This window comes from Tychonema sp. LEGE 06208 (genome assembly GCF_015207505.1).
GTDB lineage: Bacteria > Cyanobacteriota > Cyanobacteriia > Cyanobacteriales > Microcoleaceae > Microcoleus.
Genome location: NZ_JADEWT010000031.1, coordinates 29,629 through 55,402 on the forward strand (window position 1 = coordinate 29,629; position 25,774 = coordinate 55,402).

Here is a 25,774-nt window from a genome sequence, read left to right on the forward strand (position 1 = left end):
GCCTCTCCGAAAATATACCAATAAATACCTCAAAAATGGCATAATCAATACCAGAGAAGTTCTGCGTTTAATTAGTTTCACTTACTTAGCAGTATATAAAACTTCTTCATACAGTTTTTGGTACTCGCGAGCTTGCACTTCTAAGGTAAACTTTGCTTCAACTTTCTCTCGTGCATTGCGACAAAGCTTTTGGTGTCGCTCTGAATCTTCTAGCACCCAAGCAATCCCTCGCGCTAAATCCTCTGTTTCATAAGGTTTAGCTAAATATCCATTGGAGCAGTGATCGATCAGATCTGGCATTCCCCCGATCTTAAATCCGACGCTGGGGATACCGCAGGCTGCAGCTTCCATCACCGTGTTCGGCAAATTATCATAAATAGAAGGGGCGACGAAGACATCTGCTGCTGCATAAACTATTGCTAAGGAAATATCATCAGCAAATTTACCTAAGTAATGTGCCTTAAAACCTAGTTCAATCGGGTTGGACGGCTCTGAAGAGCCAAAAACTAGCAACTCTATACGATCGCTCCAGCCCGATTTACTGAGGCTTTGCAAAGCCGATACTAGCAGATTAAATCCTTTCCAGCGATCGCCCGTTCCGCTCGCACAGCCAAAAAGTACAATTTGTTTATCTTGAGGTAAATTCAGAATTTCTCGCACCCACTCGCGGTTTATCGGCTTGTACTTTTGAGTATTGATGCCGTAAGGAATTACCTCAACTCGATAATCTTTCAACAAAGAACTAGAACTAGCGCATTTAGCCAACCAAACACTAGGGCTAACTAAAGTTAAGTTAAGATTTTTCCAAGATTTTGCTTTCCGTCGCCACACCCACCGCGACATATCCCAATCTTTGCTGCTGTGCAGTTGCGGACAGCTACCGCAAGATTCAGTATACCGATCGCACTCTTCGCTATAGTGACATCCACCCGTAAAAGGCCACATATCGTGCAGCGTCCAGACTAAGGGTTGATTAAACCTCGGAATACTCTCTACTTGTAAATAACCCCCACAAACCCAGTGTAAATTAATAATATCAGGCTTAATTTTGGAAATTTGGACATCTAGAGAATCTGGCAACCATTCTGTAGAAAAAATAACAGGCCTTCTCTCAGGGTAAAGTCGCAATGGCGAGTTATATAAAGTTGAAATAATCTTGTCCAACTTATTTGTAATAGTATTCTGTGACGAAATTATACTTGAATCGCCGCTTTTCTTATTTTTCACCAGCATTTGCGAAGACACGCCAATCCCCTGCAAACCTTGGTGCAGCCTGTAAGCTGCCCTGGCTGCACCGCCTTCAGTATCAGAACTATTGAGAAGTACAACCTTCATTTCCCCTGCCTCTCCTCTAGATTGATAGCTAATTTTACCTGATTTGTTTCAAAAATTTACTGACTTTTTTTTGAACCTTCCTTACCAATGGCGGATCGTAATCATATAAAGTGTTTTCTGTAAAATTATCTGCTTGTCTATCCCGAATTGCAAAGGGCGGGTGTTTCATTGGAAATGTTATAGCTTCTACAGGCATATTACTGTAAGGACTGTTCACATCCTCCGTATTAGTTCCCTCTACACCATGTCCGATATTAGAAACTAAATTGACATTGGCAAGAATATTCGTACCATTTTGAATAAAGCTAGCAAATGTCCACTGATAAGCCCAACTCTGTAATTTCTTTTCATAACAAAGCTGAAAAGTATTTGTCCAAACTTTTACAGCATGGGAGTCTCCCAGTACATCCATCAAAAAATTACCATCACGAATTTCTGGCCACAGCTTCATATCTAAATCATAGTGCTGCCAAGCTCGCCTCCAACTCGCCCAAGTCCAGCAGTGATTGTAGCGAGAAAAATAGTAGCTGTAATCAGTTCTTTTCCGCCCAAACTGAACATTTTGACCAGAGATTGACAGAATCCGGTGGTCGTCTCGGTAACGATCTAGCAATTCCTCAGCGAAGCGGAAAAATGTAGGATGAGGGAGACAGTCATCCTCAAGAATAATTGCCTCTTCAACCGTATCAAACACCCAATTCATACCGCTAGAAACTCGCAGCCGACAACCGAGATTTACGTCTGCGTAATTCTTCAAAACTTCGCAGTCCCAATCTACTTGGTCAATAATAGCTCTAGCGGCAGCACATTCTCGATCTTCTCCAGGCCTATCTGGACGCGGGCCGTCAGCAACTACTAGCAATTTCGGGGGTTTTGCCTGACGAATTGCCTCAAACACCGTTTGTGTTTCTTGAGGGCGTTTAAAGATAATCAAGACAATTGGGGTTTTTACTTGCCAGTCATACATTTATTTTCCTACTCTTATGTCTTTAATGATTACTTAGGTCTTCTTCATCATCAAGTTTGGAAAACTTGATCTTTGAACGATATATTGGAAACAACATTTTCTTTTGGAAAAAATATCATCGCTTTATGATATTTTTAACCTGAGATAGTCTACTTTTTATGCCGAATTTTCTCTCTTCTAAAGTATCAACAATTATTTTAGAAATATTAGGTTTTGGTATCCCTAGATATCCGGCAGCATATTTCATAAACTCCTCTCCCACTGGCAAAGTCCAAAACAAGGATTTGGGATTAGATACTTGTAGGAAAAGTCTCTTAATTCCCCTAGTTTTTTCTGCGGGCAGATGCCAAACATCAAGCTGAAAATTTGATTTACTTGCCGTGTAAAATTGCGCTGATGTCCATATCCGTTCAAGATAAGGGTTTGCCGTTCCCGGTGCATACCCTTGCTTGTTATAAATATAGGTTAACATCTGCTCCTCTGTATTAAATTTTGATTTGCCTTGTGCAAACCTTTCTAAAGAAATATTCCAAATCAAGTCAATTTCTTCAGATAATTTTTTAATATTCTCTCCGGTTCCTCCAATAAATTCCGCTCCAAAATAAGGAGGAGCCTGCTCACTATTGTACCCTAGTTCAGAGTAAATTTTTTGCATTTCTGCTCTAGTCAAACCATTAATCGCTTGATCTTCTGGGTAAAAGCGCTCGTAAGTAGCTATCCCATTTTTTTTGATTGCTTCTGTCATTCTATCTACCGAATTAACCCACACGCAATCAGAATCTAGGGACATACATATATCGTTCGAGTCCGAGTTGTTTTTGAGGTATTTAACAATATTGAATTTGAAATATGTACTTCTGAAAGCGTGGAAGTATTCTAGCGGATGCTTATAGGTGAAAGGTAAATGAGCCACCTTAACACCGATGTTGGCAAAAAATTCTTCCATGTTGAAGTTGCCTAGATTGGGTAATTTTTCTGCATTGGTACACAAGATATGATTGGCACTAGGATTATTTCTCACACTCGTAGCAAAAAATACTACAACGCACTGCCAGTAAATTGATTGGAACTGGCATGATGAAGATTTGATATTTAATCCTTGAGGATAAATACTCTCTTCACCTTCTCGATCGCAGCACATTCCAGTGAGTATATACACAGAACCTCTGTTTTTCATTGGATTTTTCCATAAATTTTATATAATGATAACTTCAAACTTGAGTTCCCGGTGGTATTTGGATGTTAAATTTACAAGATTTAACCATACTCCCGACAGTCGGGATTCAAGTGTTATGGCGATATTGTTGAGTGACTGAATCAGACTTGCCACTTCAACCTGACCCATGCCACAGTCTATTTGATGGTTATAGGTCAGTTTTTCTTCACAATCTCAATTAACAACATCAACCATCATTTGAGATTGAAACTTAGACCACTTCAGAACCATCACAGCCGCTATGAATGCCAGTGTATCATTTTTAGTCTGATATGGCAAAAATCTATAGCGATAAGCAGCCATCCTGGAATTGCTTTCTTGGTATAGAACATCTTGGGCAAAGTTCCCCCACCGCTCATCTATCAAATCAATTGTCATGCCAGCATGACCAGAAGGCAGTAGCATATTAGAGCCATGAAGACCAATTACTAAGCGACTTTCTGAATAAATACGGCATATTTCTTTTTCAATTTTTTCATTAAAACTATCGACCCTGTAATCTTCAATCCATTCGGGGAACTTAGTTTTTGTGCCCAGACCAGCCACAGCAAATTTTGCTTCTGGTACTTGCAACCTTATTTTCTCAAAGCACTGCTGAATTTTCATATTTTGCAATTCCAGTGCGATTTCTCCTTGATTCAGCTTTCTCAGACCTCGGCAAAGCAAACGGTTAACTAACAGGCGATCTTCCCGCCAAATAAAAGTAATTTTTATTTCCTCTTTCTCAAAGTTGTGTTTAGGTACTCCACTAAACCGCGTGATGTCAAACCGACTTGGATGAGAATAACCTTCACTGACGTAAATTTCTTCAAAACGTTTAGTTTCTTTCTCAACAAACTCAGCGAAGCTGGGATAGTAATTTTGACCATTTTGTAAAGAAATAGGCACTGTCCAGACTTCAGCAACTCCATCCGGAACCATCCACCTTAAAAACTTAGGAACTATCACCACTAATCCACACTCAGGATTGTCGTCTAAGTGCCTTTGTGCATTTAGCAACTTGAGCAGGGAGTGACCATAAAGATGGTCGATACAGTTTAAAATGATTACTCGCTTGCGCGGCTTAAAAATTTCTTTTGCAATCTCAAGTTTTTCGGAGCGAGGATTTTGGAGAGAGTTGAGTAACGCTTTCCCCAACCAATCCTTTGCGAAAGCATTCTCGGCAAAAACTGCTGCTTTCTTTAAATCGACTTGCAGGGAGTTTATGACTCCATGACCTACTTTCAGCTCGTCGATGATTTCGCTGCCGCATCCGCCGCACTTAGAATCTATAACAATGTGAATTCCCTGCCACAAAAGAGTTTTGGGATTAAGTTCTGTTCCGCAATAGGGGCAATTCGATCGCTGTTGGATGTTGGGTTTAATTTCAATCACTGTATTAATCCTTTGATTCTACGAGCTGCCTCGTATAAGTTGAGAGAGCGCCCGATAAATCTTCCAAAAGGCCGCAATTCCTTAATCAAGAAATTGACTAATATAATCATGTAAAAATAAGTTATTAAAGTAGCCACAGTTGCTCCAAAAGCTCCATACTTAGGAATTAGTAGCAAGTTTAATCCCACATTGAAAAGAGATCCAACCACAGTCAAGTAAAAACTGTAGCGCAACTGACCTTCTATGGTAAAGTAGGTGTTCCGCGCCAACCCAAAGTTACTGCCAAATTGCGCCCAAACATAGAGTGTCAAAACTGCTGCTGATTTCGCATAGTTATCACCGTAAAGCAGATGCACTATTAACGGAGAAAGCAATGAAATCGGGATTGCTACTCCCAACCAAAAAAACATCATGATATCCGAGTAAATTTGAAATTTATTTAGATATTCTTGATAATTATTATGTCTCAAATTCGCTAATTTGGGAAAAATAGAGCTAGATAGTATCATTGGCAAGAAATCGCAGATTTCTGAAATTTTAACAGCCGCAGCATAATACCCCAGTTCAGCATTTTTATTCATAGAACCGAGCATTATCTGATCGGTTTTCGAGTAGACGTAAACTGCCAATCCTGACAAAATTATAGGCCAACTCTCCCAGATCAATTCCTTGCTCCGCTCCCAACTGAATTGCCAATCCTTAATTTTATTGCCAGTAATCTGATAAAAATATACATAAGCCATTCCTACCATTGCCACCTCTATCAATCTAATGCAGGCGAAGGCAAGTAGCGGAGCCTTAAATGTTACCAACCCAATTCTGACAGCGGCGACTAAAAAAGATACCGAATTCTTCGCCAACACTGTATATTTTGACTGGACTTGGGACTGAAACCAAAAATTTATGGCCTCAAAAGAATTAAAAATAGTTCCTGCCGCGATGATGCCCACTAGCCAGCGAGTCAGGCTGTCATTGGGCTTAAGTAGGGAAATCACGGTGACAGTTAACACCAGAGTAATCAGACCACCAATAAATTGCAGTCCGAAGGAAGTTCCGAGGGTCTCATTTTTGCATTCAGGGTTGCGAGCGATATCGCGGATGACGATTCTCCCCAACCCCATGGAGGCCACCGCACTAAACAGAGACACAAAGGCAACGGCGTAGTTGAGCAAGCCAAATTCAGCCGGCCCCAGATACCGAGCTACCCAAAGACCAACCACCAGACCCATAACCATCTGCAAGATTTGGTCTGTGAATAGCCAAGCTATGTTGCTTAGCACCTGGCGCAGACCAGGCCCAAGCTTTTGACTGACCGCAGTTAACTTATCGAGCATCAGAAGATTTTAAGTGTTGATAAAATATAAAGGCGGTTGTGGAAGGCTGGGCTATCCTGCAGAATCAGACTCGTTAGATGATATTATAGCACAGCTTGGCACATCTGCGATACGCGCAAGGAACTTTATTTCATTCGACAGTGCGAGCTACAGAACGCCTTGGAGGGTTGCTGCTACTGTTGGAAGTGTTACTAGCATTATCTAGGGCAAGTCGAACTGTCAACATTACATAACTCAGCCAAGCATTTCCGGTTCCCACAATATAACTTTCTGTGATGTTGCTCATAATAAGATACACCAGAAAACAAATAGGCATTCCCGCTTCTTCCAGCGTGCTACGACTCAAATAACGGATGGCATAAACCAAATTTAGCAGCAGGGAAATCATCATTAAGATTAATCCCGGCCAACCGAAGGCTAACAATATCCCGATCGGGCCATTGTGAGGATTTTTTGGTTGAAATCCATTAGTAGTATAAATAAAATAAGCAGGAGTAGCGGGACCTAACTTATCTTGTTGAAAAAAGCCATCGTATCCGTAGCCAAACCAGGGGCGCTGATTGGCCGCATCAATTAACTGCGGCCAGAATTCGGTTCGCCCAGTTAAAGTCAAGTCCTTGCCTAACCCGCCTACCACAATATCCTCTAGGTTGTCTAGTACAAAAACCGTCATAATTATGCTGACCACCAGGAAACATATAATCGCAGTAAATGCCCACTGAAAACTTAATCTTTTTAGAAAACTTAGCGAGGAAACAGCAATGATTAATATGATAGTAATAACTAGAGCAGCTCCCGACTTATTAGCTCTCACCAGGTAAAAAGAAAAGAATATCATTGCCAAAGAAATCCAGCGTTCTTTCCGAGTTTTAGCTCCTTGAGAATAATGCAAATACCAAAATGCCGTAGATAAAGCTAGCACTCCACCGAGGGAATTTTTAGATTGCGTCATACCTACAAAGTCGCCTGCTCCCGGTGGTTTAATTATAAAACTTCCCAAACCCAGTGCCGTGTATCCCCACCGCCAAAAATGAGATAGATCCTCCCATTTATATTGCGCTGCCAAATAGAATCCGAAAGCTGTAAATACTGAAAAAACTAGGCCAGCTCTTAGTGTTTGTTCAGGAAATATAGACCATAATGTAGACATTGATGGCATTAATATATAAGATAGAAAAAAAGGATTCATAATCAATACTTTGGAAAAATAATCGATAAAATTGCTACAAAATATTTTAATCCTAGATAATAAAATAAATAATACCCACGGGTAAAAAAAATAAGGTATCAAACTTAAAGAACCGCCTTTTGTGTCTTGCAAATTAATAAGATGCAAATAATTAAAGGGAACTTGTATCAAATAGGGAGAGATGAAAATATAAAAAATAGCAAAGGTTTTTTCAAAAACTAAACCTATTTTTTTACGGCTGGCTAATTGAAACAAGAACAACGTCACGATCGCGAATATAGCAATCAAAATTAATGTCAATGAAGAACTTCCTAAGATCAGCCCTTTCAGCATATTCGCTTTAGACACTGGTTGAGTCATAATTGCTTTCCTTTATCAAAAAATAGGTCAAGTTATCTATATCTAAAATATAGCGCTCAACCCGCAACCACGCTAACAAAAAAATTAGTCATAAAGCAAAAATACAGCATCCGCTTTTTGGGCGATCGCTTAAAATAATCAGCTTTTGACCCAGCACTAAAAAGGCTAAACTTATATAAATCATAGTGAATAAAATTAGGTGGCCTATGGTTAACCCCCATTTTCCCAGACAGATCGCCCCGTCGGTTGTGGGTTTGGTCTTGTTTGCTTCCACAGTCATCGGTGACCCCAGAAGCACCCCGGCACAACTGCCCATCCCGCTAGGCGCTGACCAAGCCCAGAATGTTGCGCCCGTTACGAGATCGCCGGAAAGCTATAAACTCGGCGGTGGCGATCGCATCCAAGTAGAAATACTCGAAGTACCCGAACTCAGCCGTGGCTACGAAGTTCTTTCCGACGGTTCAGTCAACCTGCCCCTGATCGGCTTGGTCTCCATCCGCGGCCGCACCTTAGTAGAAGCCACCAACATCATCCGCAACGCCTACCGCCGCGTCCTCAAAGATCCCATAGTCACAGTCAGCCTTGTCGCCGCCCGCCCCCTAAACGTCGGTGTCATCGGAGAAGTCACCCGGCCCGGAAACTTCACCATTACCCTAACTCCTGGCCCGGGAGCCTCGCCGAGTGTCCAGTACCCTACCGTCACCCAAGCGATCAGACTCGCAGAAGGCGTTACAGGTGTCGCCGACATCCGCAACATCCGCGTCCGCCGTCCCCAACGAGACGGCCCCGATCAAGTGCTCAACGTCAACCTGTGGAAATTCTTGCAAGAAGGAGACATCTCTCAAGACATCATTTTGCAAGACAGAGACACAATCGTGATTCCCACAGTCGCCAACTTCAACCAAGCAGAAGCTCGTCAATTTGCGATCGCCAACTTTTCGCCGCCACCAGAAAAACCTCGATCGATCTCCATCGTTGGCCAAGTCACCCGCCCAGGGGCTTACGTCGTTATCGGCGGCAACACCACAAACGACCTCAGCCGTGAAGGTTTTCCCACCGTCATCCGGGCGATTCAGCTAGCCGGTGGCATCACATCCGATGCCGACATCCGGCAAATCCAAGTGCGCCGCGTCACCAGAAGAGGCGAACAAATTATCCCAGTCAACCTGTGGCAGTTCCTAGAGTCCGGCGACGGTGCCCAAGATACAATCCTCCAGGAGGGAGACACGATCGTCGTACCCAAAGCCACGATCGTCAACCCTGCAGAAGCTGGTGTGCTCGCTAGCACTAACTTTGCCCCCGTCGGCATTAACGTTTTTGTAGTAGGAGAACTCAGAACATCCCTCGATCCCTTGAGGCTCCCAGCTAATGCCACGCTGAATCAAGCTTTAATTTCCAGAGGATTTTTTGGCTACGAGAATACCAGAGCTAGAAGGGATAAAGTTGAGCTAGTCCGCCTCAATCAGGACGGTACAGCTACTAAACGGACGATCGAAGTCAATTTAACTCAAGGAATTAACGAAGAAACCAATCCTCAACTTCGTAACAACGACATGATTATCGTATCTCGCAAGGGTCTCGTCAATTTTGTCGATCGCATGAACGCTGTAATCGGGCCTGTCGGGCCAGCTACGGGGGTGTTAAATTTTATAAACGTTCTCCGATTTTTATTCAGGTAAGAATGCGGCCGGCGGGTGAGGGGGATAATTCCTGGCAAAGGCTAGAATAAACTAAACAATAAGATTACCCAGCCGCGACCTGGTAGCTTCAAAAATATCAACCTCAAAAATATCAACCTCAAAAATACCCAGGCTGAATATGGATAACAGACAAGATTACCAACCCTTCACGCCCAAATCTAATGGCAAACTGCCTGACTTTTCGGCTCAGAACTACAGAGATACCTTCGTTCAGGAAACAGAGGAAGAAAAGCTAGACTTGTCCTGGCTTGGAGGAGTCCTGCGCCGCCGCTTCCTGGTGATGGCGGCAGCCACCATTGCTTTGAGTACCATCGCAGGAATAGCAATCGTTGTCACTTCTAAAAGCACAAAGATAGACTATGAAGGTTCTTTTTCCCTGTTAGTAGAACCAGCCACAGTTGAAGGTTTACAATCCAAACAATTAAACAATACTCTCGGTGCAGACTTGGCAAGAATTAATATAGAAGGAATTAGCTTATTAGACTACGAAACCCAAATTAGGATTTTACGCAGTCCCAAAATGATGGAGCCTGTGGTGAAGGAGTTGCGAACTTGGTATCCCAAAATGACCTACACCGAATTGACATTAAAAATGTCGATAGACCGTGTAAGCTACACGAAAGATGGCAAACAGCAAGGTACAAAGATTTTAAGAATTCGCTATAAAGATTCAGAGCCAAAGAAAATTTATGCCGTCTTGGATAAAATTTCTAAAGCTTATCTAGAATATAGCTTGCAGCAGCGTCTGACGGGTATCAATCAAGGCATTAAATTTATAGATATGGAGATGCCCAAGCTCCGAGAAAGAGTAGAAGTTCTGCAACTGCAAGTCCAAAGACTGAGGCAGCAAAGTAACTTGTTTGACCCCCAACTAGAGGGAAGATCTCTGTCAGAACAAGTTCAAAGCATTAGGGGCCAGCAAGTAGGACTCCGAGTAGAGCTAAAAGGGCTGCGTAACCTTTACCAAAGCTACGAACAATTACTTAAAGAAAATAATCCCCAGGGGTTGCTGGTGACCCAAGGACAAGCTTACGCTGGACTGTTAGGTCAAATTCAGAAGGTTGACTCAGATTTGTCATACAAATTAGCTCAGTACAGAGAAGATAGTTTGCCAGTTTTAGCACTGCGTAAAAGTCGGGAACAACTGATTTTAACCGCGAATCAACAAGCAAGACAAGTGGTGATGGGAAATTTAGAGACCCAAATCAAAGCATTTGAAGCGCGCGATCGCGAAATGACTGCTTTGCAAAAGGATCTCAACCAAAAAATTTCTAATTTTTCAGTGACAACGCGGCAATACGACAATTTACAGCGGGAACTGCAAGTAGTTACTAAGAGTTTTTCAGACTTTTTGGCAAAACGAGAAGCTTTGCGGATTGATGCAGCTCAGCAGCAAATACCTTGGGTACTGATCAATCCTCCAGAAATTCCGCTAGACAAATTTGGCAAGTTTGTCACGGCTACCGTCAAACAGACCAAAAAACAGTTAGCGCTGGCGGTAATTTTAAGCAGCCTGCTGGGCATAGCAGTAGGCTTGCTAGTAGAGGTGCTAAATAATGTTTTCCACACTCCAGAATCGCTGAGAACAGCCACAAGATTGCCAGTGCTAGGGGTGATTCCGTTTACCAAAAAAGTTAAGCGGCGACAAACGGCTAGACCTAGGAAACTCACATCGGCTCGATCGCACTCGAAGTCAAAAGTCGAAGTTGTTCAACCTGTCGAAGTCACACCGACTGCTGCGATGCTGGGAGCCAAAAGCATTTTTAGCGAATTCGACTATCAATTTTTAGAAGCATTTCGATCGCTCTACACGAACATTCACTTGCTCAGTGCAGGTAGGACATTTCGATCGCTCTTAGTCGCCTCAGCAGCAGCCGGAGACGGCAAATCTACAGTAGCTTTGCACCTAGCCGCTATAGCAGCAGCAGTCGGACAGCGAGTATTGTTAGTAGATGCAGATTTGCGCTGCCCGCAAATGCACGCTAGGCTAGGACTGCCAAACCTGCGCGGCCTCGGCGATGCCATCTCCACCGATATCAGCCTCAACGATGCGATTCAACGAGCCCCGAACCAAGAAAATTTGTTCGTACTCACTGCCGGTCAAATTCCCCCCGATCCGATCAAGCTGCTTTCTTCCAAAAAAATGCAGTATCTGATGGAGCAATTTCAAGCATTTTTTGACTTAGTGATTTATGACAGCCCGCCACTATCAGGCTTAGCAGACGCTCACTTGATCGCGGCTCACACCGACGCTACGATTATGGTCGTGCAAATGGCCAAAACAGACCGATCGCAAGTTAGCAAAGTTTTAGAAGAATTAAAATTTTCTGGAGCTTCTGTCTTGGGAGTGGTGGCTAACGGCTGCAAAGACTCGAATCACAGCTACCGACAGCGCCCGGTGGGTATAGAGACGCTCTACGATCAAAAGCTCTCGACCTTAGGTACACAAAATCAAAATTAGACAAATTTTGATCCTGGTGGCGGCGGCGCGCCGCCGTCCCTCGGTCGGAAACGCACAACCAAGCAGCACCTTGATTTTTTCACAAAGGTACTATTTGAGAAAGAAAATGATAGACTAACGGACATAGCCTCGCGTGTCAACCGAGATTGCGCGGATATTTGAGATTTCGCGATGATTCTTGAGAAAATGATTGGGAAATCAGCAAACGTGGGTAAACTACATCTAGCAGAGCGCAATCTCGATCGGCAACAGACACCTTTGAAGGCGAACGTTAATGCAAACGTTAATGTGAACGTTTCAACCCAGAAACTTGGTAGGGATTTTTCTATGAGTACAGTTATGGTTGTTGATGATAGCGTCACTCTGCGGGAGATGATCGCCGACTTGCTCAAAGGTAGGGGACTCAACGTCACAGTAGCTAGTGATGGCGTAGAAGCTCTAGAGCAAATCAAAGCCAACCGCCCGGATTTAGTTGTTCTGGATATCGTGATGCCCCGGATGAACGGCTACGAAGTCTGTCGCCGGCTCAAAAGCGATCCCAAAACTCAGAATTTACCAGTGGTAATGTGTTCGAGCAAAAGCGAAGAGTTCGATCGCTACTGGGGAATGAAACAAGGAGCAGACGCTTACATTGCTAAGCCATTTCACCCTCAAGAATTGGTGGGAACTATCAAGCAACTGCTGCGTGGTTGAAATTGAGGAATAGGGACAGAAAAAAATGTTTTGAGTGCTGCCGATTTCTGATCCCGCAGCCTCTCTAAACTACTCGATTGACAATAGTCCAAACATCCCCGTCCGATCGCACGTAGGGAACAGAAATACTTTTAAAACCCGTAATAAAAGGTTTGTAATAAACCTGCCAGTAACTGGGACTAATTTGGTCGGCGATGGCTTTAAGTTCTTTCACTTCAGCAGCCAGTTCCCCCGCCAGTTGGTTAATCCGTTCCGCGTGTCCGCGAGCGAGTTCTCTTCCCTCTTCAACTTGCTGCTCCATCGGACTGATTCTTTGCAAGTTTACCGACTGCTGCTGTTTTTGATTCAGTTGAGCAGACAAAGCTGCGATCGCGTCATCTATCCCTTTGACTTCTGCCGAGACTTCTGCTGTTTCCCTCGCGTGACGGCGGTAAGCATCGGCGATGGCTTGAGGCGAATCACCTGCGGGGACAGCAGCGCCAATGCTGAGCTGCTGGCGTTCCCGGCGCAAAGCTTCGATTTGAGAGCAAATTGCCTCTATGTCTGTCTGAAGTTTGTCCACTTAATTACCGCGTGGTTTTTGGATATTTTAGCATATTAACACAAATTAATCAGTCGATCGCCATTTTATGACAGGTTCGTAGTTAGGACTTTAGTCCTTTCCGAATGCGGACAGTCGTCCTCACTACAAACCAACTTTATGACAGGTTCGTAGTGAGAATTTTAGTTTTTTCCGAATGCGGACAGTCGTCCTCACTAGGAACATAATTACTAATAATTAATTGGGTTATTTTAATTGGCGATCGCTTGCAGCTTCAAACTGACGATCATCTCCACCAAGACATCGGGTTGCCGGTTTAGCCAGATGCCGATCGAAACCAGCTTTCAAAGCCATCGCGCGGTCTTCCTCCCTAGCATAAGCCGTCAGGGCGATCGCCCGCAATTTCCCTCCTTTTCCCCCAGTCAAACAGCGCAGCTTTTTCAGCAGCCAATAGCCGTCTTCCTCGGGCGTTCCAATATCGCTCACCACAACATCCGGCACAAACTCAGCAACAGTCTCCAACGCCTCTGCTGCTGAGGATGCAGCCCTGACAGCCCCCGGAATCTGCCAAGACAAACGTCATAAATTCCCGCGAATCAACCTCGTCATCAACCACCAAAACCTTAACTCCCCGTAAATTACCAGCGCCCGCAAACACCTGCGCTTCCTCGCAGGCGATCGAATTTATCTGAATCCAAAGAAGGCCCAAAGCAAAATTCGAGCCGAGATCCAGTCCCGGACTCTGGGCCAAAACCCTGCCGCCGTGCAGTTCCACCAACTGTTGCACAATTGAGATCCCCAGCCCCAAACCACTATAATTGCGACTAATCGTAGCATCGGCTTGCCGGAAACACTCAAACACCTAGGACAGAAAATTTGCAGCAATCCCAATTCCCCTATCCGTAACAGCCAGCTCAACTTCCCAATCAAGTCGCTTGATTCACGGCGCTGCAAGTAAATCTAAAATCGCCGCGCAAAAAAAGGAGTTTTTATCTATTGATTTAATTTGAGTTTTGGGGTATTATTTAGATAATGAGAGTGGTAAGTTTGATTTAAAAATTTTCACCACTTCGATTATCTAAATAATAACTTCTAAAGTCAAGGCTGTCAAGCTTCTTACCAAAAAAAAGGCGATTTTTTAATTTTTTATTCAAGAAATATTGTTTAAAAGGGGAGAAATTGGTAGGGAAGCGAATCGCAGATAAACAACGAAGATTTACGCGGATGATTTTTAGGGGTAGTTTTCGGGTGCGTCGCCACCCTAAAAGTCGATTTTTTTAAGGATTTTTAATGACGGCGCACCCTAGGACTACTGGTGCATGACTTTTGATAAATGGTATAGCATCAAATCCGCTGGTATCGGAATTATAGTCTGGGAAGAAGACGATCGCACTGCACGGAGAAAATGATGATTTTGAGTGCAGTGTCCGAACAAAATAATTAGGCAATAACAGCGGCTTTCATTGTCAAAATGCGATCGATCGCATCCTCAACTACTTTATCTGGAGTCGAAGCACCAGAAGTAACGCCCACCACAATATTACCATCAGGCAGCCAATTTTGGGTGACCATCAAATCTCCCCCTAAAGGCTTGTGTTCGATGCGATTTCCCGGTAAAATGCGATCGGCAGAATCAATGTGATAAGAAGGAAGAGTTTTGTCGATCGCAATTTCCTGCAAGTGAGTAGTATTAGAAGAATTAAAACCGCCAATCACCAGCATCAAATCCAACTTTTCCTCAACCAAGCTCAACATAGCATCCTGCCGTTCCTGAGTTGCATCGCAGATAGTATTAAAACTCAGAAAATGTTCATTAAGATTGGACGGTCCAAATTTCCGCAGCATCGTCTTTTCAAATAACTTACCAATATTCTCAGTTTCAGTTTTGAGCATAGTAGTTTGATTGGCAACCCCTACCCTCTCCAAATCTACATCCGGGTCAAAACCAGCAGAATAAGCCTTACTAAACTTAGCCAAAAACTCAGCGCGATCGCCCCCGTACAAGATATAATTGCTGACATATTCAGCTTCTGCCCAGTTCAAAACAATCAAATACTTATCAGCAAAAGAACTGGTAGCAACAGTTTCCTCGTGCTTGTACTGACCGTGAATAATCGAAGTATAATCTTTCTTCTTGTGCTTCTCAACAGTATTCCAAACCTTAGAAACCCAAGGACAAGTAGTATCAACAATCTTGCAGCCCTTATCATTAAGCAACTGCATTTCTTGGACGCTAGCCCCAAAAGCCGGTAAAATTACCACATCGCCGCTACTGACAACCGAAAAATCTTTGTGTCCTTTTTCAACAGCAATAAAACCAACCTCCATATCGCGCAAATGCTGATTGACAGAAGGATTGTGAATAATCTCATTAGTAATCCAAATCCGTTGGGTGGGGAAATGCTGGCGAGCCTCATAAGCAATAGCCACAGCGCGTTCCACGCCCCAGCAAAAGCCAAAAGCCTCAGCCAGCCGGATGGTGACGCCACCGCGCTCAAGCCTGTAATTGTTGTCGCGAATTTGCTGGATCAGACTGCTTTGATAAGCAGTCTGCATCACGTCAGCCACCTCAGCTTCGTGTCCAAAACCCTTGCGGTGGTAGTTTTCAGACTGTTGGAGCGATCGTTTAAAAGCTTTAGTATCCATGCGGTATTGAGTTCAAATCTAGGTGAATTACCTTTGATTTTAGAAGGCCTGGGGGGCGATCGGGATTATTTGTTTCAGTAGGGAGGGATGAGATATGCTATTTGTGCGATCGACACAGTGAGAGGGAAGAGGGAATGAACCGCGAAGGCGCGAAGGACACGAAGGAAGAAGAAAGAAGAATGAGAGAATTGGGCGAACAGGTAGAACAGTTGGCTTATAGAGCGATTGGGGCCGCGATCGAGGTGCATCGGCTGTTGGGCCCAGGATTTTTAGAATCAGTGTATCAGGAATCCTTAGAAGTTGAATTTGGGATACGGGGGATACTTTGTGAGCCTAAAAAGCCAGTAGCAATCACCTACAAAAGTCATCAAGTCGGCGAAGGTCAATTAGACTTTCTGGTTGGCGATATCCTGATTGTCGAACTAAAAGCTGTCGAAAAGCTAGCTCCCATCCACGAAGCCCAAGTTATCTCCTATCTCAAAATGACAAAAAAAAACCTAGGCCTTCTCATCAACTTCAACGTTCCCATCCTCAAAGAAGGCATCAAACGAATAATTCTCTCATCTTAACCCTTCTTCCTCCTCTTCCTTCGCGCTCTTTGCGCCTTCGCGGTTCGTTAAAAAAAGCGTAGAAACGCAGATAACTGCATCTCTACACGATCGCACTTACCCGAAAAAATCAGCCTCCCACCTTCTTCGGCGCAAAAGGAGAACCAGATTCAAAGGAACTGAAACCGCCGGCAAAATCCTCACCGTAAGCTTCTTCCCCGTGTTGGCCGATATCCAAGCCTTGGTCTTCAGCAGATGACGGTACTCGCAGTTCCATAAACTGCCCCAAAATTTTCAAAATCACAAAAGTGCCGACAGCCGCAAACACGTAAGTAGCGAGAACACCTATAAACTGGGTCACGACTTGCCCCGGATTTCCAGCAAACAGCCCGTCATTTCCGGCAGCGTTAACGGCTTTAGTCGCAAATACGCCAGTCAGCAACGCCCCTACAGTCCCGCCGAGGCCGTGAATCGGGTAGGTATCTAAAGTGTCGTCAAATCCCAGCTTAGCGCGCCAGCTAACGGCAAAGAAGCAGCAAACCGAAGTGATCGATCCGATCAAAAGCGCCCCCACTGGCAGCACGAATCCAGCGGCGGGTGTGATTCCTACCAATCCCGCTAGGAAACCGCTAGCAATTCCGACTGCTGTCGGTTTGCCTCTGAACACCCATTCGATGATTGTCCAAGTTAAGCCGCCGCCTGCGGTAGCAATCATTGTGGTGACAAAAGCTACTGTGGCTAAGGAACCGGATGCCAAAGCGCTACCGCCGTTGAAGCCAAACCAGCCGAACCACAGCAGTCCAATTCCTAACAAGACGTAGGGTACGTTGTGGGGTGTGTGGGGCTTGTTCAAGTGGTCTTTGCGGGGCCCGATTACCCAAGCTGCGACTACGGCTGATACGCCGGAACTGATGTGGACGACTGTACCGCCGGCAAAGTCTAGAGCTCCGATCGCTCCGAGCCACCCTCTACCCCAAACCCAGTGCGCTAAAGGTGAGTAGATGAAGGTTGACCACAGCAGCACGAACCAGAAGTAGGTTTTGAATGTTACCCGTTCGACGATCGCCCCGGAAATCAAGGCGGGAGTGATGATGGCGAACATCATCTGGTAAACCATGAATACTTGGTGGGGTATTGTCGGTGCGTAGCCGATCGGATCTGGTTTGTCTGCGACGACGTTGTTTAAGAACATCCAGTCCAGGCCGCCAATGAAGCTTTCGATCCCTTTAGCAAAGCCTTGGGAGGCTGGAGTGGAAACGTCAAAGGCCAAACTGTACCCCCACAGCGTCCAGGTGACTCCGATCAGTCCCATCATGACTAAGCTCATCATCATGGTGTTGAGGACGTTGCGCGATCGCACCAGTCCTCCGTAGAAAAACGCTAGTCCTGGTGTCATTAACAACACCAGTGCTGATGACACTAACATCCATGCCGTATCGCCGGTGTCGATCGGATTCGCCACCACCGCAGCCGCCGCAGGAGCAGCAGCAGGAGCATCTTGAGCTAAGGCATTGTCCATCAGCGGCCCGCTTAACAGCCACAGTGCGAGGATGCCGATCGTGAAACTTCTTTTGAACACGTTATTTTTACCTTCTAATACTCAGCATTTTTTAGGGAAGACGGAGCCGATTTTAGATGCGAGGATTTTAGATGCAATAGTTATTTGGTTTTAAGTCCCTGTTTGAGCGGAACCAATCTTCAATAGATAATTCCCTAGTCCTCAACTGCCCGACTTCACACAACTGGATCGATCTAAATTGGTCAACTATCAATCTAATAGCCTATGCCTTTTGGATTGCACCATTTGTAGAAACTATTATTCTGTATCAAGGTATACTAGATATTTCAAAAATTGGATTTCTTAAATATATTTCCCGGTATTTGACATAACCCGTGGAAGCGGAAACGGGACAGGGAAGAAAGCTATAAAGGCTTCCTTCGGCTACGCTGGCTGATAAGTCGCGATCGGGTAAAGAAGGGAAGAGTTCGGGAGAATATAAATTGATCCTCGATCTTTCTCACTGCTGACTACGAGTGATGACTGCGAGTGATGACTAGGGCTTGCCGAATAGAACTAGAAGTTATGACTGCCTAGGGTTTCAAGATTTTTAAACACAAAAAATAGCTCTCGTTATGACCTTTGTCGGCTCAAAATCCTTGCATTTCGGTGGAAAATTGTGGAGTAAATTTGGGGATCCATCTCCGAATCTCCCATTTTTCAAGCTGTTTGGCACCTAGATTCGATTTGTGGACTTTTTCAGCAAGTCCTCACTATTGACACTCCCCGGCCTTAAGGCAAGGGGATTCTTAAGACATTTATGTCTTAATATCCCACGTTTGCGTGGGTTCCCAGGCTGACTACGTTTGCAGCGTAGCTGCGTAGTCATATCTCCTCAAAAATCTTTTGGGCGTAGACTTTCCCCCAGTCCGGGGGTAGGTTTTTATATCTTGTCTGATTTAGTTATTCTAACATATTCATTTGTTAAGATGGATTTGTTGTTTTACTTAACAATGGAAAAAAGCCGTTCTCAAAAGACGAGGTTTTAAACCCAATTTTCTGATAACGTTCGCTCGGAGGGACAGCACTAATGACTAGCCTTCGGCTTCGCGATCAGCTAAAATGACTATTGACTAATGACTATTGACTATTGACTATTGACTAATGTTTTAACTGCATCTGAGCAAACATTTGCAGGCCCGATCGCCAAACCAGATAACCCCGATCGTTAAGGTGCAAGCCGTCTGTACTTAGTTCGATTGGTAAATTGCCGTCAGCATCCGCAAACAGTGGCTGCAAATCGAGATACAAAACATTTTCAGAACTAGCAATTTCTTTGAGCCGCCGATTGATGGAGCGAATCCGACTGTTAGGAATCGCCAGCAGCCGATCGCGATTTTCCCAAGTTGCTTGTTCCCCGCTGTGCGGCAAAATCGACTGCACCACCACTTGTGCTTTCGGGTGAGCCCACCGCAAATCGCGAATAATCTGTCGCTGATTGTCCAAAATCCCTTCGTCGGTGGCGCCCCGCAGCAAATCGTTAATCCCGATCATGACAAACACCGTATCGGGTGCCGTGCGATCTAACAACTGCAAGCGCTTGAGCAAACCCACGGAAGTCTCCCCCGAAATCCCTTGATTGAGCCAAATGCGATCGGGCGGCAACATCTTTGCTGGAAACCACATACTCAAAGAATCCCCAGCCAAAACACTGAGTTTTGGGGGTCGATTCGCCGCCACCGCCTCAGCTTCCCGGCCCAACTGCATCACCCACTCCTGGTAAGTCCATTTGTGTCGCTGTCCGGGAACGGGTACGTCTAGCAATGTCTTTGCAGAGTTTGTCGCCGTCACAGAGCTAATTAGTTCCTCAGTGCCTCCTGCAACTGCAGCACTCTCCGTAGAGCTTTCTGTAATGTTGTGTCCCCTGGCGAGCATTTGAGCGATCGCGGCTATTAGTAGCGCGTTTGTCACCAGAGATAAGAAAGCCCAAACCGGCATTTTTTTCGATCGCCTAACCTCCATCCCTAAGAGGGATTTATGAGTTCTACTTTTGCTAACTCCTCCAAACTTCTCCATAAACTCAAGCTATTTGCAGACACCACACTGAATCATTAGCACTAATTGCTGCATCAAATTTTACCGCTCGATTTTCGCCTCAGTTCTGGTAAGAATCAAGCACTGTAATGTGGGAGGGGGCGAGGGCGATGCAGAACTTTGCTTTTTCATACTACTTTATCTTGACACTCCGGGCGCGTGAACGCGCGGGGATTCTTGGTTCACTGACACACCTTTAAACTATCCATCCTTTCGGCAATATTTCAACCAAAAACCTGTCCGATTGAACGAAGTTGTGAGTCTAATTTGAATAGCCCCAGAGGGCTTGTCTCCCCAAGCGTTAAGGAATCACTTCCCAAGTTTCCGTATGCCCTTGTACATCTAACTACTAAGTTTTTGACTTTTCTTATATGGGTGCGCGGTGGCTACCCTAGCTATGTTTTTGTGGTGTTCGCTACCCACGAGATATTATTGTTTTCTAGCCAGTCGTTTTGGATTCTCGCCCATTGGTGCTAGCGGTTATTCTACCTGTATCTAAACTCTAGTTTACTAGACTTAGGGAAAATACTGTCAAGCCTGAAAAAGTTTTCCAGTATTAAAAGCCGTCCTCAAAGGCTTGCCATGAGCTTGCTGAAGGGACGGGGTTTTAAACCCAGTTTTCTGATGAAAAATCTGGCTGCCCAACTTTCTGGCACACAAATTCGACAATTTTAGATTTTAGATTTTAGATTGTAGAATAATTTACTCCATATAATTTACTCCATAAGGGTTGAGAGCTGTTATACCGTAGCATTTTTTGTTAAACGGGCTCTTAAGCACCAACTTGGTTTGTAAACGTAATTGCAAGGGTTGGCCAAGCAACGCCAGAACGATCGACTCGGATTAAAAGGATCTAGAGGAATCCGGGCTTGCATCCGCAGGCGGTGGCTATTTCAGATTAGGGTTTTTCGGTGAATCAAGCCCTAGATTAACTTAAAAATTGCCAATCTAGGGCCAGAAAGCTGAAGAAAGTCGATCGATCGCACCCTCTCAAGGGGTGCTCTAAAGTTTAGTAGTCCTCCCGCCGGAGCCTCCAGCATAACCGCCGTAGCTGGTCTCACTTCTGTTTTCCAAGCTAGTTTCCTTCACAAAACCGCTGTAAGCTTCCATCCCGTGTTCGCCGATATCCAAACCTTCAGCCTCCTCAGCAGGAGAAACGCGGATACCCAGCAAAGCTTTTAGTGCCACCCAAAAAATCGTGCTCAGCAACACGGTCATCCCGCCTACAGAGATAACGCCCACCAACTGCGCCCAGAGTTGACCGAAACCTCCGCCCACGAGCAATCCGGCTGCCGGGCCTGCGGTATAAAGACCTGTTGTCGGTCCGTCAGCAAACAAGCCCACTGCCAGAGTCCCCCAGATGCCGCAGACTAAGTGAACTGAAGTTGCCCCTACAGGATCGTCTACTTTCAAGTTGTCGAAGAAAGTTACGGCGAAAACTACCAGGATGCCGGCGATCGTGCCGATAATGGCAGAGTTGGGTATGTTGATCCAAGCACAGCTAGCTGTTACCCCGACTAAGCCTGCGAGGATGCCGTTGATAATCATCGAAAGGTCGGGTTTGCCCAGGTAAAGCCAAGCTGTAATCGTTGCAGCAACTCCCCCGAAGGCACCGGCGGTGTTGGTGGTGATGGCGATGTGGGAGATTGCATTTGGATCGAGTGCCATTGTCGAACCGGGATTGAACCCGAACCAACCCAACCACAGAATCAAACAGCCCAGAGTCGCGATACTCATGTTGTGTCCCGGCATTGCCACAGTATCGCCGTCGCGATACCTGCCCATCCGCGGCCCGAGAAATGCCGCTCCCATCAAAGCAGCCCAACCGCCTACCGAGTGAACCACTGTCGAACCGGCAAAATCCCAAAATCCGGCTGTTGCCAGCCAGCCGCCGCCCCAAATCCAGTGTCCGGTAATCGGGTAAGCAATGCCTACTAACAGCAAGCAGAAAATTAAGAATTCCAGGAATTTAATGCGCTCTGCAACGGCCCCAGAAACGATCGTGGCAGCAGTTCCGGCAAAAACTAATTGGAAAAAGAATTTAGCGTTGAGGGGTACTCCCGTCCAGTTTAATGCGGTGAAGATGCCTTGATAAGCATCTCCTGTGGCGGGGCTGTTGTCAGCTACATTCCACAGGAAAAATCCGCCGCTGCTGCCGATAAAACCGTTGCCGTTGCTGAACATTAATGCAAAGCCGATCGCCCAATACGCCAGCGTTGACAGTGCAAAAACAATCAAGTTTTTGGACAGCACGTTAACCGCATTTTTTTGACGGCAAAAACCGGTTTCCAACATACCGAAACCCGCGTTCATAAAGAACACTAGCATTCCCGTCACCATTACCCACATGGTATCCATGCCTACTTTGAGGCTTGCCAATTGTTGCTCGGTGGTTGGGGCGGCAGGCGTTTGGGCGACTGCGGCATATCCCCAAAGCGAGAATACGAGTACAGCTAATGGTATGGAGGCTTGCCAACTCGGGTTCAGGCGGGCGATCGCCCTTTGCAATTTCTGGAACCTGTTGACTTTTGTAAAAGATTTAGCTGCTGGTAAATCTAAAGACTCCCGCCTGAATTGTTTCGATTTTTTTTTCCCGACAGTCATTTTTATCATTTTCGCCCTCTTGACAACTGTTGCGATCGGTAAGAACCCGAAAACTTTCCAATTCTACTACAGAAGTTTATAGATTATTGTTCAGATTGAGATAGTTCTGATAACCTATATTTTCTAGCTGATTTTGTTTATTCATTACAGATTCGGACAACTTTTTGCGGTATGCGAGGACTCGATCTAGCAATTCTGGCTGAGAAACTGCTAATATTTGAACTGCCAGCAAGCCGGCATTTTTAGCATTGCCGATCGCTACTGTTGCCACCGGTATCCCGGCTGGCATTTGCACGATCGAGTACAGCGAATCTACCCCTTGCAGGTGGCGGCTCGGTACCGGCACGCCAATCACTGGCAAAGGAGTTAAAGATGCTACCATTCCCGGCAGATGTGCCGCTCCCCCAGCACCTGCGATAATGACTTTCAAGCCCCGTTGGTGAGCGGTTTGGGCGTATTCTACCATGGGTAGGGGAGTGCGGTGGGCCGAAACGATCGCCACAGAGCAAGGTATGTTGAATTCTTCGCAAATGGCGATCGCATCAGACATGGTAGGCAAATCCGAATCGCTGCCCATAATAATTCCAACTATCGGTTCATTCATGCAATTTTCAGATATGAGATTTCAGATTAATGGTAATTTAAAATTATGGCGTTAACTAAAATTTAGATATTTTGTAGCCAAACTGATGCAGGAGAGCAATTTAGTCACAAGCCAAGAATGCAGCAAGCAAAAAGCTTCGCATCCTCATCACCAGCCCCCAGATCGAGGCGAACAAATCTCAAACTTGTAAGGCAAAACCGAAGGATCTAAAATATGAAATCTCAAATCTAAAATCGGATGCAAGTATTTAAAATCTGAAAACTCACACTTGCATTACGAAGCCGAAATATCTAAAATCTCAAATCTACTAAAATCTCAAATCTAAAATCGGATGACTGAAGTCACAACCCCAACTGCCTCCCCCATCAATATTCTCAATGCTCGCATCCCCGGCTACAAGGAGCTGCAAATGCTTGCTGTTGACGAAGCGGGCATCATTCAAGAAGTTTGCCCGATGGATGCAGTATTTAAACGGATTTGTCCTCCAGATTTGCAAGTGGTTGATGCAGCAGGCGATTGGATTTCCCTGGGCGGTGTTGACTTGCAAATTAACGGAGCTCTCGGTTTTGCTTTTCCCGATTTAGAAAGCAAAGATATTGAAGTTTTATCGAAAATTTCTCAATTTTTATGGAATCAGGGAATAGATGCTTTTTTGCCAACTTTGGTAACAACTTCGCTGAAAAAGTTTAGGCGATCGCTCTCGACGGTAGCTGATTATATCCGCAGTGCAAAAAACGCTGCTCCAGCAACAAATAATACAAAAACAGCGGAAATTATCGGCGTTCACCTCGAAGGCCCTTTTCTCAACCCGCAGAAGCGAGGAGCTCACCCCGTTGAGTTTTTACTACCGCTAACTATAGAGAATGTCAAACAAGTTTTAGGAGATTGTGCCGAAGTTGTCAAAATAATTACTTTAGCACCTGAATTAGATAGCACGGGCGAAGTCATTCCCTACTTGCAAAGTTTGGGAATTACCGTCAGTCTCGGACACTCCCAAGCAACGGCAGAGCAAGCGCAGCAAGCACTTGCCAGCGGTGCTTCAATGGTAACTCACGCTTTTAATGCGATGCCGAGTTTGCACCACCGAGAACCGGGTTTGTTGGGCGCTGCGATCGTTTATCCGGGCGCAAAATGCGGTTTAATTGCTGACGGAAAGCACGTTTCTCCCACAATGATCGATTTTTTGCTTCGCGCAGGCGGCTACGAAAAAGGCATTTTTTTGGTCAGCGATGCTTTAGCTCCTTTGGGTTTGCCTGACGGTGTTTATCCTTGGGATTCCCGACAAATTGAAGTCAGAAAAGGTACGGCTTGGGTAAGATTGGATTACCACACGCCCCTGGAATCTGCTACTTTGGCAGGTACAACTCTGCCACTGTTGGCGGGAGTGCAGAATTTGGTGAAGTGGGGGATTTGCGAGCCAGAAAGTGCGATCGCCCTAGCAACTGAATCTCCCAGAAAGGCGATCGGACTTTCGGGAATTATCGGCCAACCTGCTGCTCAACTGTTGCGCTGGAATTTGAATGAAGCGATAAAACAATTAACTTGGCACAGACTATTTTAGATTTTAGATTGTAATGGGGAATCGCGAATGGGGAATCGCGAATGGGGAATGGGGAATTGGGAATTGGGAATGGGGAATTGGGAATTGGGAATGGGGAATTGGGAATTGGGAATTGGGAATTGGGAATTAAGAATTGGGAATGGGAATTTTTCCTAATGACTGATGACTGATGACTGATGACTAAGGACTAATGACTAATGACTAATGACTAATGACTGATGACTAATGACTGATGACTGATGACTGATGACTAATGACTAATGACTTCTGCTATAATATCAAACCGTTGGCAATAACTCAGCAGCAGGCAGATCGATGAATTTGGTAGACGACAAGACTATAGTTAGACAGTATTTTAACTCGACGGGATTCGATCGCTGGCAGCGAATTTACGGCGACGGCAAAGTCAACAAAGTGCAGCTAGACATCCGCACCGGGCACCAGAAAACGGTGGATACAGTCATCGAATGGCTGCAAGCTGACGGTAATTTGGCCGGGCTGAGTATCTGCGATGCCGGCTGCGGTGTGGGATCTTTGAGCATTCCCCTAGCTGAGGCTGGGGCAATTGTTTGCGCTAGCGATATCTCTGAAAAGATGGTAGCAGAAGCCTACGATCGATCGACAGCCGTTCCCGGCAAGCTGTACAACATCTCCTTCGCCGCCCAGGATTTGGAAGCTTTAACGGGCAAATTTCACACGGTTATTTGCTTGGACGTGCTGATCCACTATCCTCAAAATAAAGCCGCGGAAATGATCGCTCACCTAAGTTCGATCGCCCAATCGCGACTAATTCTCAGTTTTGCCCCAAAAACTTTAGCACTCACCGCCCTCAAAAAATTTGGCGAACTTTTCCCCGGCCCGAGCAAAACTACTCGCGCTTACCAGCACCGCGAAGCAGATATTATCAAAATCCTAGAAAGCAACGGCTTTGTTGTTAACAGAACAGCCATGAACAGCACTAGCTTTTACTATTCTCGCTTGCTGGAAGCTGTGCGGAAATAGGGTCAAAATATCTGCCTCTTCTGAAGCGAGTTTAGAGCATTTATGGG

21 protein-coding genes are annotated in these 25,774 nt (G+C 45.2%); 7 read left to right on the forward strand and 14 right to left on the reverse strand.

Translation table 11 applies throughout. The features are described from left to right. Window positions 1–81: 81 nt before the first annotated feature. The 6 genes from IQ263_RS10835 to IQ263_RS10860 all read right to left on the reverse strand — a co-directional run bounded on the left by IQ263_RS10835 (window position 82) and on the right by IQ263_RS10860 (window position 7,670). Entirely contained in the window at window positions 82–1,335 is a 1,254-nt protein-coding gene (locus tag IQ263_RS10835) for a glycosyltransferase family 4 protein (protein WP_194009480.1), read from the reverse strand. A gap of 34 nt (window positions 1,336–1,369) precedes the next feature. Then, complete coding sequence (locus IQ263_RS10840) at window positions 1,370–2,302, reverse strand: glycosyltransferase family 2 protein (protein ID WP_194067435.1); 933 nt, start codon at window positions 2,300–2,302, stop codon at window positions 1,370–1,372. A gap of 115 nt (window positions 2,303–2,417) precedes the next feature. Then, window positions 2,418–3,479, reverse strand: coding sequence for a hypothetical protein (locus IQ263_RS10845; RefSeq protein WP_194067436.1), 1,062 nt, complete (start codon window positions 3,477–3,479; stop codon window positions 2,418–2,420). Between the two features lie 213 nt (window positions 3,480–3,692). Beyond that, complete coding sequence (locus IQ263_RS10850; protein WP_194009483.1) at window positions 3,693–4,892, reverse strand: hypothetical protein; 1,200 nt, start codon at window positions 4,890–4,892, stop codon at window positions 3,693–3,695. After that, the gene (locus IQ263_RS10855; protein ID WP_194009484.1) at window positions 4,889–6,226 is read right to left on the reverse strand and encodes a flippase; all 1,338 of its coding nucleotides are present in this window, start codon (window positions 6,224–6,226) and stop codon (window positions 4,889–4,891) included. The genes IQ263_RS10850 and IQ263_RS10855 overlap by 4 nt, the downstream gene beginning before the upstream one ends. Window positions 6,227–6,356: 130 nt before the next feature. After that, complete coding sequence (locus IQ263_RS10860; RefSeq protein WP_228049962.1) at window positions 6,357–7,670, reverse strand: O-antigen ligase family protein; 1,314 nt, start codon at window positions 7,668–7,670, stop codon at window positions 6,357–6,359. A 311-nt stretch (window positions 7,671–7,981) separates the two neighbouring features. On the opposite strand from IQ263_RS10860, the gene IQ263_RS10865 reads away from it, so the two are divergent. The 3 genes from IQ263_RS10865 to IQ263_RS10875 all read left to right on the forward strand — a co-directional run bounded on the left by IQ263_RS10865 (window position 7,982) and on the right by IQ263_RS10875 (window position 12,629). After that, window positions 7,982–9,454: a polysaccharide biosynthesis/export family protein gene (locus IQ263_RS10865; protein WP_194067438.1), complete on the forward strand. Its 1,473-nt coding sequence runs from the start codon at window positions 7,982–7,984 to the stop codon at window positions 9,452–9,454. Between the two features lie 139 nt (window positions 9,455–9,593). Further along, complete coding sequence (locus IQ263_RS10870; RefSeq protein ID WP_194067439.1) at window positions 9,594–11,936, forward strand: GumC family protein; 2,343 nt, start codon at window positions 9,594–9,596, stop codon at window positions 11,934–11,936. A 327-nt stretch (window positions 11,937–12,263) separates the two neighbouring features. Continuing rightward, window positions 12,264–12,629 (forward strand): response regulator transcription factor, encoded by a 366-nt coding sequence (locus IQ263_RS10875; RefSeq protein WP_039886668.1) that lies wholly within the window; start codon window positions 12,264–12,266, stop codon window positions 12,627–12,629. Between the two features lie 64 nt (window positions 12,630–12,693). On the opposite strand, the gene IQ263_RS10880 is transcribed toward IQ263_RS10875, so the two are convergent. The 4 genes from IQ263_RS10880 to IQ263_RS10890 form a co-directional block, all read right to left on the reverse strand. Continuing rightward, on the reverse strand, window positions 12,694–13,191 hold the full coding sequence (locus IQ263_RS10880; protein WP_194009488.1) for a hypothetical protein: 498 nt from the start codon (window positions 13,189–13,191) through the stop codon (window positions 12,694–12,696). A 225-nt stretch (window positions 13,192–13,416) separates the two neighbouring features. Beyond that, complete coding sequence (locus tag IQ263_RS28450) at window positions 13,417–13,692, reverse strand: response regulator (protein ID WP_255515859.1); 276 nt, start codon at window positions 13,690–13,692, stop codon at window positions 13,417–13,419. After that, complete coding sequence (locus IQ263_RS28455) at window positions 13,676–13,957, reverse strand: hypothetical protein (protein WP_228049964.1); 282 nt, start codon at window positions 13,955–13,957, stop codon at window positions 13,676–13,678. Before IQ263_RS28455 ends, IQ263_RS28450 begins: the two co-directional genes overlap by 17 nt. 653 nt (window positions 13,958–14,610) lie before the next feature. After that, window positions 14,611–15,816: a 4-hydroxy-3-methylbut-2-enyl diphosphate reductase gene (locus IQ263_RS10890; protein WP_194067440.1), complete on the reverse strand. Its 1,206-nt coding sequence runs from the start codon at window positions 15,814–15,816 to the stop codon at window positions 14,611–14,613. Between the two features lie 134 nt (window positions 15,817–15,950). Here IQ263_RS10890 and IQ263_RS10895 point away from each other — a divergent pair, with 134 nt between their 5' ends. Beyond that, window positions 15,951–16,385: a GxxExxY protein gene (locus tag IQ263_RS10895; RefSeq protein ID WP_194067441.1), complete on the forward strand. Its 435-nt coding sequence runs from the start codon at window positions 15,951–15,953 to the stop codon at window positions 16,383–16,385. A 109-nt stretch (window positions 16,386–16,494) separates the two neighbouring features. On the opposite strand, the gene IQ263_RS10900 is transcribed toward IQ263_RS10895, so the two are convergent. The 4 genes from IQ263_RS10900 to purE form a co-directional block, all read right to left on the reverse strand. Further along, a complete protein-coding gene (locus IQ263_RS10900; RefSeq protein ID WP_333192434.1) occupies window positions 16,495–17,943 on the reverse strand; it encodes an ammonium transporter in 1,449 nt (482 codons plus the stop codon). Window positions 17,944–19,023: 1,080 nt separating this feature from the next. Continuing rightward, window positions 19,024–19,938: an SGNH/GDSL hydrolase family protein gene (locus tag IQ263_RS10905; RefSeq protein ID WP_228049965.1), complete on the reverse strand. Its 915-nt coding sequence runs from the start codon at window positions 19,936–19,938 to the stop codon at window positions 19,024–19,026. Between the two features lie 1,020 nt (window positions 19,939–20,958). Continuing rightward, window positions 20,959–22,560 carry an ammonium transporter gene (locus tag IQ263_RS10910; protein ID WP_194067442.1) on the reverse strand — a complete coding sequence of 534 codons (1,602 nt, stop codon included), beginning with the start codon at window positions 22,558–22,560 and terminating at the stop codon, window positions 20,959–20,961. Between the two features lie 76 nt (window positions 22,561–22,636). Further along, on the reverse strand, window positions 22,637–23,164 hold the full coding sequence (gene purE, locus IQ263_RS10915; protein WP_194067443.1) for a 5-(carboxyamino)imidazole ribonucleotide mutase: 528 nt from the start codon (window positions 23,162–23,164) through the stop codon (window positions 22,637–22,639). A 331-nt stretch (window positions 23,165–23,495) separates the two neighbouring features. Here purE and nagA point away from each other — a divergent pair, with 331 nt between their 5' ends. The 3 genes from nagA to bchM all read left to right on the forward strand — a co-directional run bounded on the left by nagA (window position 23,496) and on the right by bchM (window position 25,727). Further along, window positions 23,496–24,725: an N-acetylglucosamine-6-phosphate deacetylase gene (gene nagA / locus IQ263_RS10920; protein WP_194067444.1), complete on the forward strand. Its 1,230-nt coding sequence runs from the start codon at window positions 23,496–23,498 to the stop codon at window positions 24,723–24,725. Window positions 24,726–24,752: 27 nt separating this feature from the next. Beyond that, window positions 24,753–24,881, forward strand: coding sequence for a hypothetical protein (locus IQ263_RS29280; protein ID WP_255515860.1), 129 nt, complete (start codon window positions 24,753–24,755; stop codon window positions 24,879–24,881). Between the two features lie 159 nt (window positions 24,882–25,040). Next, on the forward strand, window positions 25,041–25,727 hold the full coding sequence (bchM, locus tag IQ263_RS10925) for a magnesium protoporphyrin IX methyltransferase (protein WP_194067445.1): 687 nt from the start codon (window positions 25,041–25,043) through the stop codon (window positions 25,725–25,727). The last annotated feature ends 47 nt before the right edge of the window (window positions 25,728–25,774 follow it).